Here is an 18,723-nt window from a genome sequence, read left to right on the forward strand (position 1 = left end):
GCAGGGTGCGGGTCGGTGCGGTAGCAAGTGTCCCCCGGGCTCCATCACAAAGCCTTCGCGGAATACCGCGTCCGGTGTCCACTCCGGTGGCCGTCCGGACGGTCCTGAGAGCCGCGTTGCGCAACCCGCCGTGAGGCGACCGCCGTACCGGCCCGCACCCCGAGGCCCCGACCGGTCCACCCGGCCGGGGCCTCGGACATCCGCGCTCCGGACAACCCGTCCGGGCCGCACCCCGCGCTGTGCTAGAGTTTTCCCCGTTGGCCAGCACAGCCGACACAACCGAATACACGCACTCGTAGCTCAACGGATAGAGCATCTGACTACGGATCAGAAGGTTGGGGGTTCGAGTCCCTCCGAGTGCACAGTGCTTCAACAGCGAAAACGAGCCCCTGACCAGGCATGACAAGGTCAGGGGCTCGTTCGTTGGCATCCGGCTGAGAGCGACCGAATCCGGTCGTTTGCGGCTGCTTGCGGCGAATACGCGGTGAAATCCCCGGGCCCTTCACCGCAGAGGGCTCACCAGGACGGGCATTCCCCCGGAGCGCGGACACCTGATGATTAGGCGGCGAGCTCCCCCTAGCGCTGGTGAGCAGCATGTTGGGCCGGTGCCTGAGGGGCGCCGGCGACCTGCCTCGGGCCAACAACGTGCTCGCAGGTGCCGAGCACCGCTGGCAGACCCTCCATCAGCCGCGTGGCCAGGCAGATACCGCACAAGCCCTGGGCGATGTGGCGCTCCTGGACGGCGACGCAGGCCTGGCGGAAGCCCGATTTCGTCATGCTTTGGCGTTGTACGCCGAGCTGGGTGACGAGCGGGGGATCTAGCGGATTCGGTACCTGCTAGGCCAGACCTACCTCGTCCAGGGGCGGTACGGTCGGGCCGCCCAATACCTGGACGACGCCCGGTCCTGGTACGCCGACCACGGCGACCAGGACCGTGCCTTAGCCGCGGCCAGAGGGCTGGAGCACGCCCACCGTTGCCAGGGACGCCGCGACCGGGCGCTGCGTGCCCGCTCCGGCGCCCAGAGTGGTCTTGCCGACTCCGCCGCAGCTTTCCAAGGTGAGGGGTGTGTGGCCGTCGGCCCAGTCCAGCGGTGATGTCATGGCCGGGGCTACGGAAGCTGGTGGAGAGATGACCGGCTGTACCGCCGGGGTGGGGCCGACGTTGTGGCCGCCGCAGCCGACGACAGCCGAGGCGTGACCTGGGAAGGCGCAACTGTCCGACTGTGCTAAAGCTGAGGACGCCAGGCGTGCCAGGATGAAGACACTGGCACCGCGACCTCGTGTGAGAGGCAAACTCCTCATGTCAGACGTTGCCCCCCAGGCTCATTCGGTCAAGCCCATCCAAGACTTCCACCAGCAGGACCACGAAGACGTTCTCCTGCTGGTTGAGAACTGGTTGGACGTCGAACTCGACAGAAGCAGCGCGGCCTACGGCAACACCGGAACCACCGTCGGGTTCCGCTCGAACACCGGAATGTGGGTGCGGATCCAGTGGCGCCGCGCCGACCGGATGAACGGTCAGTCCTGGACCGGTGCTGAATGCGCCTCGGTCCTGACCGGGGTGTCCAAGCCACAGCTCCGGCGCTCCGTGCGTTGGCAGGACGAGGCCCGCGGCGCAGTGTGGCGCGCCGACGAGATGACGATGGTCGAAGCACCTGTCATCGCGGAGAACGGGAGCATCACCGCCAACCCCGAGCTGGGTGATGCATGGTGGTCCGAGCTGAAGGCGTCCTTGACCGCGCTGGCCTCCCACAGGACCAACCGGGTGGGTATGGGCCAGACCCACCTCACCCGCCGCCTCACCGAGGTCTTCGGCGACGCCGTGGACACGGATGTGGATGAATGGAGTACCGCGCACGCCGACCTGCACTGGGGCAACCTCACCGCCCCGGATTGCCACCTGTTGGACTGGGAGGATTGGGGGGCGGCGCCGCGCGGCTACGACGCCGCCACCCTGTGGGGGTTCTCGCTGGGTGTGCCGTCGGTCGCTGACCGCGTCCAGCACGAGTTCCGACAAGACCTTTGCACCCGGGCGGGAAGGTTGTCTCAGTTGTTGTTCTGTGCCAACGTGCTGCGGGCCCATTCCCGCAGCGGGAAAACCATGCCCTTCACCGAACCGGCACGCCGTGCAGCCGACTCCCTGATCGCCCGGCTCCGGGCAGAGCCGTGAGACGGCTATGTGTGGGGGTTCACACGGGCTGGCGGTTGCTGGAAGAGGTGGCCAGCAGGGTTCGATAGCTGGCGATCGCCGCTTCGCTGGCTGGCAGTTGTGCGGCCTGGAGCAGTTCACGAAGGTGGCCGAGGTGGTTGGTTCCGATTGCTACCCGGCTGACCTTCGGGAGCTCGTAGGAGGCACGGAAGGCCGCGGCCAGGTTCGAGCAGGATGACTCGTCTGGCAGGAACGCACGGGCGTTGACCTGGTCCCACACCCGGTCCGTGCTGTGTCCGGCGAACGGGCTCATCCCCCACCGTTGGTCTGGGGAAAGGTCCCACAGTGCGGCTGCTGCTTCAATGGCGTCCAGAGTCCGGGAGCTGACGATCAGGCCCGCGCGCGCCATGAACACCTGTGGGGCGGGCGCGTCCCGCGGTCCTTTGATCGCGGGGAGAAGGGGGCGAGGGTTCCACGACGCGATGCCCCAGGAGGCGCATAGTCCACTGGCCACTGCGGCTTCCAGTTCAGCGTTGGCGGCAGCCAGGACGTCGCTCGCTTGCTCGGGTTCCAGATGTGTGAGGGTGTGCTCGGGGTTGTGCAGGAACATCACGTCCGGGGGCACGCCGAGTTCCTCTGCAGTCTTCTCCACGGCCTGCCGTAGGCGCTGGGGGTCCAGGGAATGCTCGCTGTGGCCAGTTCCGGTGAGGAAGAAGCCGACCTTGGTGGAGATCGACAGGTCTGGCAGCAGGTCGCCCGCCCGTTGGGCGAGAGTCCGATGAGCGGCGAAGCCGAGGTAGTTGTAGCTGGTGTCGATCCGGTGGACCCCGAGTCTCAGTGCTCCTTCGAGGAGGTCTCGCTCGTAACGAGACCGGTATAGCCCGAGGACAACTCCGGGGTCAGCTGGGCGCACAGCTCCTCCTTGACGAGGACGTCGGCGAGTTGCGCGGCGTCAATATCTGTTTGCTCGGCGACATCGGCCACGTGAGCTGGGGTGCCGCTGAGCAGCATGCGCAGCGCCGGGGCTGCCTTGGCTGCGAAGGTGATCTTCTTCCCCGCAGCCTGGACGGTGACGACGTCGTCGGCCTCGTGGACGTGTGGGGGGAATTCGGTCACGCACACGACGTCGGTGAGGTTCCCGAAGATCGGTAGGTGAGGGATGTGGCGCGGAGCGGGCCGCTGTTCTTCCCTGGCGGAGAGGAACTCCGCGGGAGGGTGAGCCTTGATCAGTTCCGTGGCAGCCTGGGTGAGTGTCTCCTGCTGGACCTCGATGGATGCGCTTGTAGTCCACCGCTCCAGGTCGTGGCGGAACAGCTCATGTTCGCGTGCGCGGTCCGCGAGCCAGGCGATCCAGTTGGCTCCTGCGCGCTTGACGAAGCCGAACGTCGCGTGGAGGCTGAAGCCGTCTCCCCGGTCGGTGCGGGTAGCCTGGTGCCAGTAGCCGCGGGGGATGTGCATGACGTCGCCGGGACGCATGGTCCCGGCCCAGAGCACGTCCTCGGGGGGCTCGTTGTTGGGCTCGGCGTCCCGATACATCGGCGCGATGCGGGAAGCTCCACGCACCTCCCAACTCTTCTCCCCGGCCAACTGGACGATCACCACGTCATGGTCGTCCCAGTGGAGTGAGAACCCGGCCGCGTCCTGGGTGGTCAGGTAGGTGTTGACCTGAACGAGTTCGCGCGACCACCACTGCAGGGCACGACACGCCACTTCCATCGTGGGGTCGAAGAAGTTGACCTCGTCAAGCACGAGGGTGCATCCGTCGTCGAGCAGACGGCCGAGCCTACGCATGTCGGGGACACGAATGCTCTGGCCCCTGCGGCTCACCAAGTCGCTGAGGAATCGGGACGGATGCAGTTCCTCGCCTGCCCGGAAGCACCGGAACTGCGGGACCGACAGGCTTCGCCTCATGATGACGTCGAGCAACTTGTGAGGGGTCAAAAGGCGGGTGGGGAGACGAGTGTCGCTGATGCTCCCACGCGCGAACTCCTTGCCCAACATACTCGGCCCTGGCCAGCTGAGCGCCTGCTCGATTTCCCGCACGAACCGATGTTCCATGAGTCTCTTTTCAGGAGAATCGATTTCTGAACTATGGACGAGTGCTGTTTGTTTCTAGTGAGCGCTAGGGCTCGATGTGGGTGAACCCGTCACGGTTCTCCCCGTCGTCGCCTACCGAGGTTCCCGTGGGATCGGAGTGCTCAGCGTCGAAGCGGTCGTGGACTCCAGCCAGGACCTCTACGTTCATCACCAGATCACTCGTGTGTTCGCTCACGATGTTCTCACCTTCCGTCAAGACCAAAGCGAGATGAGGATATTTTCGCTCTGCCATCGAGTCAATGGGTTGATTAGCACCCCCTCCATAACCTCAGGTCAGCGACTTTATTTCTTTACAAGACTATCCAGCATAATGCACCTGAGGCAGATGAAACTAGTGGTGTCCATGTGAAACTATCTGCACTCGACGGCAAATATGAGCGATAATAGATTGCCTTGAGGACGCAGCTTTCTGTGGCCACGCTGCGGAAGTACAGGTCCTGCCATCCCCGCTGTTCAACCAGGGCGCGAAAGTCGTTAGTGAAACACGAGTGCCCGCACTTGTCGATCACCGCGGTGGCGTCGGTGACGTGGCAGGGCCCCGCTGTGTTTGGGAATTGTGTGGGTTTGTCTTTGCTGGGCCAGGTCACGAGACGAGAACGGGCACGGTGCCCGCGATCATGGTGTTGTCTAAGCTCATGACCCGCAGGAAGCACCGTGCCCGTGTCTTCATCATCACTCATCTCAGACGAGGATCTCCAGCCGTCACCGGATCTGCTGGAGCGTTTCTCGACCATCACCGACCCCCGCGATGCGCGGGGGCGCCGCCACAGCCTGACCTCGATTCTGGGCGTCTGCGTCTGCGCACTGGCCGCCTCGGGCCATGACCATCCCGCGGCGATCGCCGAATGGGCCGCTCGCACACCCCAAGACATCCTGGCCGAGCTGGGAGTACGGCGCGACCCGTTGAGCGGTCGGCACCAGCCGCCCAGCGAGACCACGATGCGCACCCTGCTCAAACGCCTGGACGCCGACCAGATCGAGACAGCGGGATACGCCCACCCGGCCGACCTGACACGCACCACCGTCGAGCGCCGACCGCGCCCCGGCGAACGCGAGCAGCGCAAAATCTCCACCCCAGACCCCGACCCGCGACACCGGCCACGCCACCGGGGGATCGCGGTGGACGGCAAAGCGCTGCGCGGCGCCCGCACCGGCCCCGACCGGCGCGTCCACCTGCTCCAGGCGGTGCGCCACCACGACGGAACGACTCTGGCCCAACGCCGCATCGATGGCAGGAAAGGCGAGATCACCGGCTTCGTCCCGCTCCTGGCGGGCCTGGACATCACCGGCGCCGTCGTGACGTTTGGCGCCCTGCACACCCAACACGCCCACGCCGAGCGGATCCACCAGGCCGACGGCACTACATCGCGGTTCTCAAAACCAACCATCCTCGGCTCCACGCGCGAGTCAGCGCGCTGCCGTGGGCGCGGGTTCCCCGAGCGCACCGGGTCAAGGAATCCGGGCACGCACGGATCGAGATCCGCTCGCTCAAGGTGATCCCACTCAACAACGTGGCCTTCCCCCACGCCCGCCAAGTTCTACAGATCGTGCGCAAGCGTCGCACCCGTCACCAGCCGCGCTATCGCAGCGAGACCGTCTACGCGCTGACCGTCCTGCAAGCCCACCAGGCGGGTGGAGCCGATCTGGCCCGCTATATCCGCGAGCACTGGTCAGTGGAGAACAAAAGCCATCACGTCCACGACACCACCTTCACCGAGGACGCCTGCCGGGTCCGCGTCGGCTCGGCTCCACAGGTACCGGCCCGCCTGCGCAACCTGCTCATCGGCGTGTTTCGCCACTACGGATACGCCAACATCGCCTACGCCCACCGAGAACACACCAATCCCAACACCGCCCTCACCCTGCTATTCAGACCAAAACCACAAACCCGGACCTAACCCAAACACAGCGGGGCCCTGGGGTCACCCCGGCGGTCCGGCCCCGACGAGGAAACGGATCGCGCGGCCCACCGGGCCCGCGCGGCAGTTCAACCTCGCCCGCGGGACCGGCCAGGTCTTCGCGGCACAGGACGGGGACGTCGTCATCCACCGGACCGGCCCCTCCGGAAGGACGGCAGACCCTCCTCCGTCCCCGTGATAGAGAACTGTCGTCTCCGCTTCGTGTCGGGCGCGCCCGAGGTGGTGGGGCCCGCGTTTTCCGGAGTCGGTTTTCGAGTCCTCGGAGGCCTTCCACAACCGGAGACGACGGCACTCGGCGATCAGCCGGCTCACACCCGTAGGATCCGAGTCACAGACAACCGGGCATCGTAGCCCGAGAATCCGAAAACGGCTCCGAAAAACGCGGGACGCACCAGGACGCAACGAGCGGGGTTCCCGACCATTCGGCGTCCGCACTCCGCCGACGGATCGAGGCTGGTACCCCGCCTTGAGAGACTCCCTGGGCCTCATGCTTCGGTCGGACCGCCAAGGCGGTCCAGGATGTGCCGGGCGTGGGCTTTCAGTGCGGGAACCGCTCGTTCGGCCACCTCACCGGCCCGCACGTACTCGGTCGTGTAGGAAAAGGTGGGATCGTCGCCGGAGGTTCTGCGATCCAGATGTCCCACGACCTGGCCTGAGAGCAGGACGGCCAAGCGCTCAGCCATCGTCGTCGCTCCTGGTGCCGGTGACGGGCAGGCCCCAGGAAGCCCGACGTGCTTCCGAGGCCGCGCGCAGACCGGCGCCGACTCCGTCCGGCGGGTCCTGGGGGGGTGATGGCCTCTCCATGGACGCGGCGCGGTCCCGGTCGGGGCGCGGCCGCGTCTGCCTCCGCGCGTCAGCGTTCGATCGCAGGGTCAGGGTGAGGTCCAGAGCGGCCAGCAGCCGGAGGAGAGGCTCCAGTTCGACGCCGCGGTGGCCGGCCTCGACACGGGCCAGCCAGGAGCGGGCGACGCCCGCCCGGGCGGCCAGGGCCACCTGGCTGAGGCCCTTGGAGAGCCGGGTGTCGCGGACCAGGCCACCGAGCTTCGACCACCCCGTAAGAACGAACTCCTCCGACATCACGTCTCCTCCGTCCTCGTTCGAGGACATTTTACGTGTGTCCTCGAACGAGGACAATTGAGGTGTGTCCTCGAACGAGGACAAAACCATCTTCGAACAGAGACAGAGCGATGGGTGGGCGTCCGTGGAAGGGACTTGCTCGATGATCTTGAGCTTTCTGCCTGTTCCGGGGCCTGAAAGGGCGGAAAGCCCATGATCGTCGCAAGCGAGGGCAGGTCTGGTCCCCGGGCCGCCGCGTCACGGACACCCGGCGGGTACGCGCAGGCATCCAGCTGCCTCACCACCGTGTCGGAGGGCAAAGACGAGCACGCCATCCTCATCAGGGTTTGCTGCCGTGGCCGCGGCCGCAGCCGTGGTCGGTCGGAGAAGCCGCTTCCCGACCTTCGGGACTGACGGGGGGCGGTCGTTCGTTTCTTCGGCGCGCTCCCGGACCGGGTCCGGCACACCGCGCCGTCCGGCGGCGCGGGCGGCGACCGTTGGAGCGACCGCCGCCCGCGTCCGCTCGGGATGCCCGGGGACCGCTCACCCCGCGATCCTCAAGTGGTGCCGGACCAGCACCCCCCGGTCGGCGTCCCGGCCGCCGCGCCGGGCGGGACGCCGGTGGCGGCCCTGGTAGGCGGGGGCCTCCGCCCCGGTGCCGGACTCCGCCCCGGCCCTGGCATCGCGCATCGCCACCCACCGGCGGATCGCCGACGCGAGTTCGCACTCGGCGGACGGGGCGTCCTGCCTGTTCTCCTCGACGGGGCCTCCGATCGGCGCGGCGGCCGAGACCTCTTCCCCGTCATGTCCGGCCCGCACGTGAGGGCGGCTCCGCTCCGCAGGACCGCCCCCCGCACCGCGCGGCGACCGGGGCGCGACCGGATCAGGGACGAACACCCGTTCCAGCAGCTCCGCGAGCCGCCACCGCAGCCGCGCGGCCAATCCGCGCGGCTGCGGCTTCCGATGCCTGGGACCATCGATACGCTGTTCCATGTCTCCACCTGTTCGTCCAGGTCGGGGGCCGTGCCCCGGAGGTGTGAGCGCACCTGCCGGGGTCTTCTCTCTCATCGGTTGGAGGCCGTGGCGGCGGCCCGGATCGGGGAGAACCGGCTGCGGCCGCTGGGGGATGGGGAGGGCCGCCTACCGCCGCCACGGCGGTTCACGAAGGGATCACCGATCCCGGACAGGTCCCGACGGGAGAAGACGCGCGTCCCGGGCAGGGGCCTCGACCATCGGGAGGGTCCCGGCCACGGCGTCGCACCGCACGGCGCGCCCACCGGGCAGGACTTCTGGTTCCGCACCCCCGGACCGGCCTGTCGACCGCCGGGACCGACGCGGGTCAGACCAGCGGGGGAGCGCTTCTGTCCTCGGTCGTGGCCGAACGGGGCAGCGGGACGATCCCCCGCGCGGGGAGGCCGGTCCCACCCGGCCGCGCGGAAGCACCGAGCCTCCGCTCGTTGCGCGCCCTGACCAGTACGGACAGCTCACCGGCGGACAGGACCGGCGCGCCGGACGCGAGCGCGAACCACACCGTCTTCCCGCCGGGCAGCGGCTCCACCCCGCACAGGCCGCCCGAGTAGGCCGTGACCACGGGCAGCCCCCGGCCACCCTCCGCGTCGAAGGCGACATCGGCCGGCGCCACCGGCGAGGGCAGCACCGGCCACCCGGCCCCCGCGTCCCGGACCTCCACCACCACGCAGCCCGCCGCCCAGCGCCACACCGCCAGCACGACCGGCGCCTCCCCGTAGCGCACCGCGTTGGCCACCAGCTCGCCGACCATCACCCGGGCGTCGTCCGCCCGCGCGCCCGTCACCCCGAACGACGCCAACCGCGAGCCCCCAAGGCCCGCGCCCCCGCCACACACCCCCGCTCCCGCGTCACCCAACGCGCGACGACATCGGCATCCATAGACCCTCCCAAGTGGGCAGACAACGTTCGGCGATGGAACGGTCACCATCCCCTCACTCAGCATGCACAACATTTTTACGGTTCGCAATAAATTCGCATAGGAAAATTTACGATAGTAAATGTGGCAAGCTGAGTGCGCCCCTCAGGCATCCAGAACCGAGGAGAAGCCTTGATAGGAGACGAACCATCGCTGCGGCAGCGCTGGCTGGGCGCCCGGCTCGCGGAACTGCGGCGGGAGAAGGCCTTCTCTCTCCAGGAGGCCTCACGTCGGGCCGAGCGCTCCATCGCCTCGTTGAGTCGGGTCGAGAACGGTCTGGTCGCGCTTCCGCCTCGCGACGTGCGCCCTCTCCTGGACGCCTACGGAATCTCCGACACCGACCTGCGCGAGACCCTGATCTCGGTGGCCGGCGAGGTCCAGGCCGAGCGTCGCGGCTGGTGGGTCGAACACGACGACGCCCTTTCGCCGTCCTACCTTGACCTGGTCCGCCTGGAAGCGGCGGCCACGGGGATCCACACCTTCGAGAACGGAGTGTTCCCCGGCCTCCTCCAGCATCCCGACTACGCGCATGCGGCCGTGCGCGCGACCGGAAGCGTCGATCTCACCGACGAGGAACTGGACCACTTCGTCTCGGTGCGCAGGCAGCGCCAACAGGTCCTCACCCGTGACGAGGACCCCGTCGCCTTCCACGCCGTCCTCCACGAGTCACTGCTCCACCAGCGGCTCGGCGGCTCCGAAGTGTTCGCCGCCCAACTCGGCCACATGCTGGAGTGCGCTCAACGACCCAACATCACCGTGCAGATCCTGCCTCTGGAGACCAGCGCCCACCCCGCGCTCGCAGGACCCTTCACCGTGCTGAGCATGGCCCGGCTCGATTTCGTGCATGTCGAACTCATGACCAGTGACGTCTACATCGAGGACCCCGCCAGTGTGCGGCGCTATCAGGACGCCTTCGCAACCTTGGGCGACCTCGCGCTGGGGCCAGCCGAATCGACACGGCTGATCGCTGACAAAATCGTCACAACAGTATGAAAACGACCGGACACCGCGAGGCGAGCACGATGTCGAACGCCCACTGGCGCAAGAGCAGCTACAGCACCGCCCAGAGCAACTGCGTCGAGGTCGCTGACCTCCCTGAGCGACAGCACGCCGTGCGCGACACCCAGAACCGCGCGCAGGGCGGCCATCTGTTCCCCCGAGAGGAGTGGACCGCGTTCATCCAGGCGGTCAAAGCCACCGGGTTCTGACCCGCAGTCCCGCAACCCCAGCGGCACCGCTCCCGGCCGGAGGCCGCTCGGCCGCCTGCGGTACCGGAAGAGCCAGCGACAAGCTCCGCCCGCGCCGACGTCGGTTGCTCCGGTGGTTCTCTCGGCGATCTTGACGTTTCCGGGGTCTCGGAAGCGGTTGAGACCCCGAAAAGGTCAAGATCACCGGTGGGATGGGGTGGGGGCCTGCGGTTACTCCGCTCTCGGCGCCCACTGGTTGGCGAAGGTCTCCATCTGCCTGATGACCAGGTCGACGGCCTCGCGTTCCGCTTCGGGCGGGTAGTCGAACTTCGCCAGCACCCGGCGGATGCGGGTCCGTAGCTTGGCGCGCACCGGCTCGCGGGAGAGCCAGTCGACGGAGAGGTTCTTGCGGATGTCGGAGACGAGCGCCCGCGCGATCTTGGCGAGCGTGTCGTCTCCTCCGGCCACGAGCTCGGCCATGTCCCGGTAGGCGACCGCGTCGTAGAAGGCGAGTTCGGCGTGGCTGAGCGGCGGGTCGAAGCGCTCACCGCGGCGGGCCTCCTCCGACACCTCACGGGCCATCGCGGCGAGTTCGGCGATCACCTGGGCGCTGGTGAGCTGGTCCAGCATGTAACGCTTCATCAGCTCGTCCATCCGCTGGGCGAAGCTCTCATGGCGGACGACGTTGTGCTTGGTCACCTCCCGCATCTTCTGCTGGATCATGCGGCGCAGCGCCTCGGCGACCAGGTGCGGCGTCTCGGAGTTCTCCAGCTTGCGCAACTGGGTCTCGTTGAGGCGAGTGATGTCGAGCCGCCCGATCCCGGCCTCGGCGTACAGGTCGGTGATGTCGTCGGCGTCCACGACGGAGGCGGCGAGCTGTTCGAGGTAGAGCCGGACCTCGGCGGTCAGCGGCTGCCCCTTGGCCTCGCGGTCGGCGGCGTCGAGTTTGACCATCCAGGCCCGCACCTCGGCGAAGAACGCGATGTCACGCCGCCAGTCGTCCAGGTCCGCGCAGCGTTCGACGATCTCCCGGCTCATCGAACAGATTCGGTAGAAGCGGTCCAGGCGGGCGGCGCTCTCCTTGAAGCGGGTGGAGAGCGGTTTGGCGCCGGGCTCCACCTTGTTGCCCGGGGTCTTGAAGTCGCGCAGGTAGTTCGAGGTCAGGCGCAGGGCGCGCCTGCGCGGGTCCGGGTGGGCGGTGTCGGCGAGCAGCTCCCGCCAGCGGGTTCCGGCCAGCAGGCCCTTGATGGTGCCGAGCTCGTTCCTGACCTCGGTGATGGCGCGGTCGATGTCCGCGCCGAGGGTCTTGTCCTGCTGGTCGCTGGACGAGTACTCCTTCAGCGCCTTGTTCAGCTTGTCGGTGAGCGGGGCGTAGCCGACGAGGAGGCCGTCCTGCTTGCCGCGGAAGCGGCGGTTGACGCGGGCCAGGGCCTGCATCAGGTTGGCGCCCTGCATGGGCCGGTCCATGTAGATGGTGTGGACGGGCGGCGCGTCGTAACCGGTGAGCAGCATCGAGTGCACGATGAGCAGTTCGAGTTCGTCCTCGGGGTTCTTGGCGCGGGCCTGGACGGTCTTCTGCTGGGACTTGCGCAGGGCGTGCGCGCGCAGGTGCTCGGGGTCGGTGCGATCGCCGTGGAAGACGATCTTCATGACACCCTTGTCGACCTCGCCGCTGGCCCACTCGGGACGCCGCTCGGCCAGCGCGTCGTACAGCCGGACGCAGATCTGCCGGGTGGCGCACACCACCATCGCCTTGCCGGGGCCGCCGATCTGCGGCTTCATCAGTTCGCGGCGCTGCTCCCAGTGGGCGATGAGGTCGTCGGCGAGGGTCGCGATCCGGTCGGGCGCGCCGTAGACGGTGTTCATGGTGGCCGCGTACTGCAAGGCCCGACGGCGCTCGGCGTCGTCCATTTCCTCGGTGAGCGTGTTGGCCTGCTCGTCGATGGTGTCGGGGTCGATGCCGGGCGGCAGGGACACGTCGATGACGCGCGGCTCGTGGTACACGCGGACGGTCGCGTCGTCGTCCACGGCCCGCTTGAGGTCGTAGACGTCGATGTAGTCGCCGAACACCGCGCGGGTGTCGGCGTCCGCCCTGGAGATCGGGGTTCCGGTGAAGGCGATGAGGGTGGCGTGCGGGAGCGCGTCGCGCAGGTGGCGGGCGTACCCGTCGAGGCTGTCGTAGTGCGAGCGGTGCGCCTCGTCGACGACGACCAGGATGTTGCGGCGGTCGGAGAGCAGCGGGTGGCTGACGCCCGCGGCCTTCTCCTCCTTGCTGAGGCCGAACTTCTGCAACGTGGTGAAGACGATCCCGCCGGTGCGGCGGTTGGTCAGTTCGGTGCGCAGCCCCTCGCGGGTGGTGACCTGGAGAGGGGTCTGGCCGAGCAGGGGCCGGCTGTCCTGGAAGGTGTCGTAGAGCTGGTCGTCGAGGTCGTTGCGGTCGGTGATCACGACGATGGTGGGGTTGTTCAGCGCCGGGTGCCGCGAGACCAGGGCGGAGGTCTGCACCATCTCCTCGGACTTGCCCGCGCCCTGGGTGTGCCAGACCACGCCTGCCCGGCCGTCGGTGCGGGACGCCTCGACGATCGCCTTCACGGCCTCGCGGACCGCGTGGAACTGGTGCGGCTTGGCGATGCGCTTGCCGGTGGGGGTGAAGTTGACGAAGTTGACCGTGAGGGAAAGAAGGCGCTCCTGGGTGAACAGGCCGTGCAGCGCGAGGGAGAGGGCGTCCGCGCCGTCGTAGTCGGGCGCGTTGGTGTCGACCCGCTGGCCGTCCTCGTCCACGTTCCACGGCGCGAAGTGCTCGTAGGGGGTGAAGACCGTGCCGTACTTCGCGGTGATCCCGTCCGAGACCAGGCACAGCACGTTGTAGCGGAACGCGGTCGGGAACTCCGCGACGTACGTCTGGAGCTGGGCGTGCGCGTCCTTGACCGTGGCGTTCTCGTCGGCGGCGCTCTTCAGCTCGACGACGGCGAGAGGCAGGCCGTTGACGTAGAGGACCACGTCGAAGCGGCGGTGGCGGCCGTCGCTGTCGCGGACGGTCACCTGGTTGGCGGCGAGATAGGTGTTCGCCTCGGGATCGGTGAAATCGACCAGCCGGACAGTGGGGGTCCGCTCCGCGCCGAAGTCGTCGGTGTAGGTGATCCGGACACCGGAGGTTAGATGGGCGTGCGCCTGCTTGTTCTCCGGGTACGCCTCACGGGATGCGGGGTCGATCGCGATCTGAAGGGCCTCGGCGACGGCCGTCGGCGGAAGCTCGGGGTTCAGCCGCTCGATGGCCGCCCGCAGCTCGCCGTGCAGAACCAGGTCGTCCCAGTCCTCGCGGTATTCGCTACCGGGGGCGATGTCCTTGCCGGGCCGCACCTCCCAGGCGAGCTCGGCGAGCTCGTCCATGGCCAGGTGCTCCCAGGTGGACTCGGTCATCTTGCCGTTGTCGCCGGTCATACGGCGTCCTCCACGATCCGCTCCGCGTCCCGGACCCGCAGCTTCCCGGACATGAGCTGAGGAAGGAGGGTGTCACGCAGGGAGGCGAGAGTGCGGTTTTCGGCTGCACCACACTCTGCTTTCTTGATCAAAGGAACCGCGATTTCCTCAAAGCGGGCTACTTTCACCGGTTCGGCCCAAGGGGCTTGGAATTCGGCAAGATCAGACCACTTTGCGCGCGGCATTCGCGTACCATCACTCCGCGCCGTCGCATGTGCGACAACCTCGTCGCTCGACAATGCCATCAAAAGCCAAGACCGACACCCATCTTCCAGCGCCCGCACCACAATAATGTCAGTGGAGCAAACGCCAGAAATTTGAGCAATTCCCACCTTGTGAAAATATGGACGCAGCTTCCCAAAAAGGATATCCCCATCTTTAAATGCGCTCTTGACGCTGCTCACCCCCGACGCCTCTCCCCAAGAGTTAAGCCAGATACTCTTACGCGGCATATGCTCCAAGCCAATATACGGCTCGCCACCGGATAGGGAATCAGGTTTTATTGAGTCGCGAACCAAGTTGCCAACTTGGCCAATGCGGATCGTTCTCCTACCCACGCTGAGTGATGTGTAGATGCTACGCAACAGGGTCTCAATGTCAGCCGCGATGCGCCCGTTGACCGCGATCTTGTCGTCCAGCGCCCCGAGCGCCTCGGCAATGGCTTCCTGTTCAATCAATGGCGGAAGCTGCAAAGTCAACTCTTTAGCTGAAGCAATATTGAAGTGCTGCTGAACTGCCCCTACCGTGTGAGCTTTGATAAATTCATGAGCGGTTTCGTTGATGGCATAACACAAGAACCGAACATCAACATCTGGCCCTGGTTTTGCAATCACAAGATCAGAGCAGTTCACCTTCCCCAGACCTTCCGGGATTACAGCAGCCACACCAGGTTCCCCTGTGCGGACAATCACCAAATCTCCCGCACTAAGATCTGATTTCGCCAAATGCCGGTGAAATTCTTCGTCAATATATTTGAGCGAAGAAAGATCAATGCGCCCGGGCTTAACGTTCTGCGATCGCAGAAACGGCACCCCTTTAGTTACGTAACGGGATGCCATTGAACCGACGTGTCCAACTGTGATCTTTGTGCACAGATCACCAAGTTTACGAATAGGCCACTCACTCATCCGATCCTCCCCAACTGCTCCCGAACCACCGTGTCCAATCGCGCCGACTCCTCAAAGTGGGCGAAGAGCTCCTTCGTCAGCCGCGCGATCCGCTCTTCCACCGGTTCCGCGTTCGGGTCCTCCTCGACTTCGGCCGCGCCCACATACCGGCCCGGGGTGAGCACGTGGTCGTGTTTGGCGATTTCCTGCAACGTGGCGCTGTTGCAGAAGCCGGGCACGTCCGTGTAGGCGAGCTGCTTCTCCTTCGCGGACCTGGTGCCGCGCCAGGCGTGGTAGGTGTCGGCGATCTTCGCCAGGTCCTCCTCGGTGAGGACGCGCTCGGTGCGGTCGACCATCGTGCCCATCGCGCGGGCGTCGATGAACAGCACCTCGCCGCGCCGGTCGGTCATGGCTTTGGCGCCCTGCGGGGTCTTGTCGCGGGTGAGGAACCACAGGCAGGCCGGGATGGCCGTCGTGCGGAACAGGTTGGCCGGCAGCGCGACCATGCAGGCCACCAGGTCGGCTTCGACCAGCGCGGCGCGGATCTCGCCCTCACCGGACTGCTTGGACGACATGGAGCCGTTGGACAGCACCACGCCCGCCGAGCCCCGGTCGCCGAGCTTGGAGACGATGTGCTGCAACCAGGCGTAGTTGGCGTTGGACTGCGGCGGGACGCCGAACTTCCAGCGCGGGTCCTCGGCCTTGCGCGCCCAGTCGGACATGTTGAACGGCGGGTTGGCCATGACGAAGTCGGCCTTGAGGTCGGGCAGCTTGTCGTCGGCGAAGGTGTCGGCCCAGCGGTCGCCGACTCCCTTGGGGTCCATGCCGTGGATGGCGAGGTTCATCTTCGCCAGCCGCCAGGTGCGCTCGTTGGCCTCCTGGCCGTACACGGCGATGTCGTGGGTGTGGTCCTGGCCGCGCCGCCTGGCGACGAACTTGCCGGACTGCACGAACATGCCACCCGAGCCGCACGCCGGGTCGTAGACCCGCCCCTCGTACGGCTCCAGCACCTCCACCAGGAGCTTCACGACGCTCGCAGGGGTGTAGAACTCGCCCGCGCGCTTGCCCTCGGCGCGCGCGAACCGCTCCAGGAAGTACTCGTAGACCTCGCCGAGCACGTCCTGGGCCGGGCGGTCGCCGTGGCCGGTGAAGCGGGCGTCGCTGATCAGGTCGACCAGGTCCTTGAGGCGGTTCTGGTCGACGTTGTCGCGGTTGAAGATCTTGGGCAGGACGCCGGTGAGGACCTTGTTGGCCTTCATCACCTCGTCCATCGCGTTGTCGAGGAGCTTTCCGACGCCGCCCTCGGCGCTGGCCGCGTTGGCGGCGATGTGGTCCCAGCGGGCGGTGGGCGGCACCCAGAAGACGTTCTGCTCGGTGTACTCGTCCTTGTCCTCCAGGAACGCGGACCGCCGGTGCTCGGGGATCTCCGCGAGCTCGGGGTCGGCGGCCAGTTGGGCGCGGCGCTCGGCGAAGGCGTCGGAGACGTACTTGAGGAACACCAGGCCGAGGACGAACTCCTTGTACTGGGCGGCGTCCATGGAGCCGCGGAGCTTGTCGGCGGCCTTCCACAGGATGTCCTGGATCTCCTTGGTGCTGGAGATGCCGGGCAGTTCGCCCTGTCCGGCGTTCGCTCGTTTACGGGGGGGCATCGTTGCCTTCCTTGCTGTGTCGGTTGTTCTCGCGGTCTGGTTCAGCGCGGTTCGAGGGTCAGGGTGCCGTCGGCGAGGCCCGCCACCGTCATCCGCCGCGCGTCGGCGAGCGCGTCGGCCTGGGCGCGCAGCATCCTCTCCCGGTGTTCGATCTCGGCGAGCAGCGCGTCGAAGCGTTCGACGTCGCCGGGGTCGAGGTCGGGCAGCGGGTAGTCCTCGATGCGGCGGACGGGGCGCACCGCGCTGGGGCTGCGTCCGGCGCCCCGGGTGGCGCCGAGCAGCGCGGCCAGTACGCGCGGGGGGATCGGGCGTTCGGCGTCGGGGTTGACACGCAGCACCCGGGCGGGGAAGGCGGCGACGCCGAGGCCGTCGTGACCGACACGGATGCCGAGTTCGGGGGCCAGGGTGTAGACGATGTCACCGGGTTCGGTGAGCGCCGCGTGCTCGTAGTGGGCGGCCAGCACCAGCCGGTCGATGCGGCGCGCTCCGACGGGGGCGCGTCCGGTGAGCTCCGGAGGGCCCAGCACCGGGTAGTGGCCGTCGCCGCTGATGTGCCGCTCGTCGAGGCGGTGGCCCTTGAGCCGGGTGACCCGCCCCTGGGTGATGAGCGCGCCGAGGGTGGTGCGCCGGGGGCGCGGGCCTGTGCGGCGCAGCACGTCAGCACGGTAGGGGCCGTGCGCGTCGTCGTAGGAGCGGGCCTGGGCGGCGGCGCGTTCGAGGGCAGCCTCGGCTTCGCCGATGAGCGCGGGGCGTTCGGTGACGGTGCGGGCCAGGATCTGGGAGGCGGGCGGCGCGGGCGGGGTGAGCGGTCCGCCGAAGGCGCGGTCGAGGTCGGCGACGCGCACCGCCCGCCCGTAGCGGGGGTCGTGGCCGTCGTGTGCGCGGAAGCCTTCGGCGCGCCACAGCAGGACGTCCTCGGCGAGCCGGTCCCGCACGGACGCGGTCAGGGGTTCGGCGCCGATATCGGCGAGCAGCACGTTTCCCCGCGCCGCCGGGACGGGGTCCCTGGTGAGGATCCACAGGGCGGTTCGGTAGCCCGGCCGGTAGGGCAGCATGCCGCCGGGGAGGGTGACGACGGCTTCCACGATGTTGCCGCGCAGCAGGGCCGAGCGCAGTCGGGCCTCCTCCGTTCCGGGCAGGGCGTCGACGAGGGCGTCGGCGGGGCCCAGGACGAGGGCGGTGCAACCGGGGCCGAGCAGGTCGGCGATGCGCTCGATGTCTTCCAGAGTGGTGAGCACCTCCCGGTCCTCGCCGGAGCGGTACGGGAGCCGGGTAGCGATGAGGTCGGGGTCGGCGAGGCGTTCTTCCAGATCGCGGCCGGTCTGCACGTCGAGGGCGAGTTCGTCGACTCCGGCGAGCAGCAGGCGGCGCCGGGCGACGCGGGCCATCCACTCGTCCGGGTCGGCGGCCAGGGCGGTGATGTGCTCGGGGTTCTCGATGCCGCCGATGAGGGCGGCGAGCAGGTCGCCGGTACGGGCGTGCGGGTCGGCGACGGTGACGGACTCCCCGCGTTCGATCCGGGCGGGCAGGTCGGCGAGCTGGACGAGGAGGCTCTGGAGTTCGGGGGCCACGGCGTCGGCGGCGAGGGTGTGCAGCCCCAAGCGGGATCGCGCGGCGAGCAGCCACTCGTAGGCGCTCCGCTCGCTGTAGGCGGCTTCGACCATGTCCTCGGCGAGCCGGGCGAGCGGTGCGGCCTCTTCGCCGGCGGAGCGCAGTTCGCGCAGGACGAACTCGTCGTCGGGGTCCATCCGCTCGGCCCGGTGCAGGACCGCGGCCCACAGCGCCCGCTCCTCCCCGATCCCGGTACCGTCCGCGCCGTCACCGGCCAGGGGGCGTTCATCGAGCTTGCGCAGGCACAGCAGACTGCCGAGAAGCTCGACCAGTCGTCTCGGACCGAAGCGGTCGGCCCGAGCCGCGATGCCGTGCAGAGCGATCTCGGCTCTGAGCTGGTCGGAGTCGGCGTTGCCCAGTCCGGTGGAGAGCAGCCACCCGGCCACCTGCGCGCCGTCGAACAGCGGACGTTCGGCGGTTTCGCTGACAGGAGCGGGGAAGTCGGCGTAGCGTCGTCGCCAAGTGGTGACTACCGGGCGTTTCACCCGGGCGAAAGCAGCGATGTCCGACATCGACACCAGGGG

General features: G+C 67.8%; 17 protein-coding genes and 1 tRNA gene. 7 read left to right on the top strand and 11 right to left on the bottom strand.

The annotated features are described in order from the left end of the window. The first annotated feature begins 289 nt into the window (after nt 1–289). The 3 genes from EV190_RS11765 to EV190_RS11775 all read left to right on the top strand — a co-directional run bounded on the left by EV190_RS11765 (nt 290) and on the right by EV190_RS11775 (nt 2,170). Nucleotides 290–362: transfer RNA gene (locus EV190_RS11765), tRNA-Arg, on the top strand. A gap of 223 nt (nt 363–585) precedes the next feature. Further along, nucleotides 586–822 carry a hypothetical protein gene (locus EV190_RS11770; RefSeq protein WP_133741573.1) on the top strand — a complete coding sequence of 79 codons (237 nt, stop codon included), beginning with the start codon at nt 586–588 and terminating at the stop codon, nt 820–822. A 478-nt stretch (nt 823–1,300) separates the two neighbouring features. Next, a complete protein-coding gene (locus EV190_RS11775; protein ID WP_208113153.1) occupies nt 1,301–2,170 on the top strand; it encodes an aminoglycoside phosphotransferase in 870 nt (289 codons plus the stop codon). A gap of 19 nt (nt 2,171–2,189) precedes the next feature. Here EV190_RS11775 and EV190_RS11780 read toward each other — a convergent pair whose 3' ends face one another. The 3 genes from EV190_RS11780 to EV190_RS23390 all read right to left on the bottom strand — a co-directional run bounded on the left by EV190_RS11780 (nt 2,190) and on the right by EV190_RS23390 (nt 4,421). Continuing rightward, nucleotides 2,190–3,062, bottom strand: coding sequence for an aldo/keto reductase (locus EV190_RS11780; RefSeq protein ID WP_133741574.1), 873 nt, complete (start codon nt 3,060–3,062; stop codon nt 2,190–2,192). Beyond that, nucleotides 2,984–4,192: a cupin domain-containing protein gene (locus tag EV190_RS11785; RefSeq protein WP_243742518.1), complete on the bottom strand. Its 1,209-nt coding sequence runs from the start codon at nt 4,190–4,192 to the stop codon at nt 2,984–2,986. Before EV190_RS11785 ends, EV190_RS11780 begins: the two co-directional genes overlap by 79 nt. A gap of 79 nt (nt 4,193–4,271) precedes the next feature. Continuing rightward, nucleotides 4,272–4,421: a hypothetical protein gene (locus tag EV190_RS23390; RefSeq protein ID WP_166655442.1), complete on the bottom strand. Its 150-nt coding sequence runs from the start codon at nt 4,419–4,421 to the stop codon at nt 4,272–4,274. Nucleotides 4,422–4,906: 485 nt separating this feature from the next. Between EV190_RS23390 and EV190_RS11795 the strand changes: the two genes are divergently transcribed. Both EV190_RS11795 and EV190_RS11800 read left to right on the top strand, forming a co-directional pair. Continuing rightward, a complete protein-coding gene (locus EV190_RS11795; protein WP_166655446.1) occupies nt 4,907–5,743 on the top strand; it encodes a transposase family protein in 837 nt (278 codons plus the stop codon). Continuing rightward, nucleotides 5,662–6,144: a hypothetical protein gene (locus EV190_RS11800; RefSeq protein WP_243742533.1), complete on the top strand. Its 483-nt coding sequence runs from the start codon at nt 5,662–5,664 to the stop codon at nt 6,142–6,144. Before EV190_RS11795 ends, EV190_RS11800 begins: the two co-directional genes overlap by 82 nt. A 506-nt stretch (nt 6,145–6,650) precedes the next feature. Here EV190_RS11800 and EV190_RS11805 read toward each other — a convergent pair. The 4 genes from EV190_RS11805 to EV190_RS11820 form a co-directional block, all read right to left on the bottom strand. Continuing rightward, nucleotides 6,651–6,848, bottom strand: a complete 198-nt coding sequence (locus EV190_RS11805; RefSeq protein WP_133741577.1) for a hypothetical protein — start codon at nt 6,846–6,848, stop codon at nt 6,651–6,653. Then, nucleotides 6,841–7,272, bottom strand: coding sequence for a helix-turn-helix domain-containing protein (locus EV190_RS11810; RefSeq protein ID WP_133741578.1), 432 nt, complete (start codon nt 7,270–7,272; stop codon nt 6,841–6,843). Before EV190_RS11810 ends, EV190_RS11805 begins: the two co-directional genes overlap by 8 nt. 492 nt (nt 7,273–7,764) lie before the next feature. Next, on the bottom strand, nt 7,765–8,214 hold the full coding sequence (locus EV190_RS11815) for a hypothetical protein (RefSeq protein WP_133741579.1): 450 nt from the start codon (nt 8,212–8,214) through the stop codon (nt 7,765–7,767). Between the two features lie 346 nt (nt 8,215–8,560). Continuing rightward, nucleotides 8,561–9,202 carry an ATP-binding protein gene (locus tag EV190_RS11820; protein WP_133741580.1) on the bottom strand — a complete coding sequence of 214 codons (642 nt, stop codon included), beginning with the start codon at nt 9,200–9,202 and terminating at the stop codon, nt 8,561–8,563. A gap of 96 nt (nt 9,203–9,298) precedes the next feature. Here EV190_RS11820 and EV190_RS11825 point away from each other — a divergent pair, with 96 nt between their 5' ends. After that, nucleotides 9,299–10,159, top strand: coding sequence for a helix-turn-helix domain-containing protein (locus EV190_RS11825; protein ID WP_166655448.1), 861 nt, complete (start codon nt 9,299–9,301; stop codon nt 10,157–10,159). Continuing rightward, complete coding sequence (locus EV190_RS11830) at nt 10,156–10,374, top strand: DUF397 domain-containing protein (RefSeq protein WP_243742519.1); 219 nt, start codon at nt 10,156–10,158, stop codon at nt 10,372–10,374. Before EV190_RS11825 ends, EV190_RS11830 begins: the two co-directional genes overlap by 4 nt. A gap of 210 nt (nt 10,375–10,584) precedes the next feature. Here the strand turns inward: EV190_RS11830 and EV190_RS11835 are convergent, their stop codons facing one another. From EV190_RS11835 to EV190_RS11850, 4 genes are read right to left on the bottom strand one after another with little or no spacing between them, the layout of a single operon-like run. Then, nucleotides 10,585–13,794 (bottom strand): type I restriction endonuclease subunit R, encoded by a 3,210-nt coding sequence (locus EV190_RS11835; protein WP_133741582.1) that lies wholly within the window; start codon nt 13,792–13,794, stop codon nt 10,585–10,587. Then, nucleotides 13,791–14,960, bottom strand: coding sequence for a restriction endonuclease subunit S (locus EV190_RS11840; protein ID WP_133741583.1), 1,170 nt, complete (start codon nt 14,958–14,960; stop codon nt 13,791–13,793). The genes EV190_RS11835 and EV190_RS11840 overlap by 4 nt, the downstream gene beginning before the upstream one ends. Continuing rightward, a complete protein-coding gene (locus EV190_RS11845; RefSeq protein WP_133741584.1) occupies nt 14,957–16,588 on the bottom strand; it encodes a class I SAM-dependent DNA methyltransferase in 1,632 nt (543 codons plus the stop codon). The genes EV190_RS11840 and EV190_RS11845 overlap by 4 nt, the downstream gene beginning before the upstream one ends. Nucleotides 16,589–16,629: 41 nt before the next feature. Then, on the bottom strand, nt 16,630–18,684 hold the full coding sequence (locus EV190_RS11850; RefSeq protein WP_243742520.1) for an SAM-dependent methyltransferase: 2,055 nt from the start codon (nt 18,682–18,684) through the stop codon (nt 16,630–16,632). Between the last annotated feature and the right edge of the window lie 39 nt (nt 18,685–18,723).

The organism is Actinorugispora endophytica (genome assembly GCF_004363075.1).
GTDB lineage: Bacteria > Actinomycetota > Actinomycetes > Streptosporangiales > Streptosporangiaceae > Actinorugispora > Actinorugispora endophytica.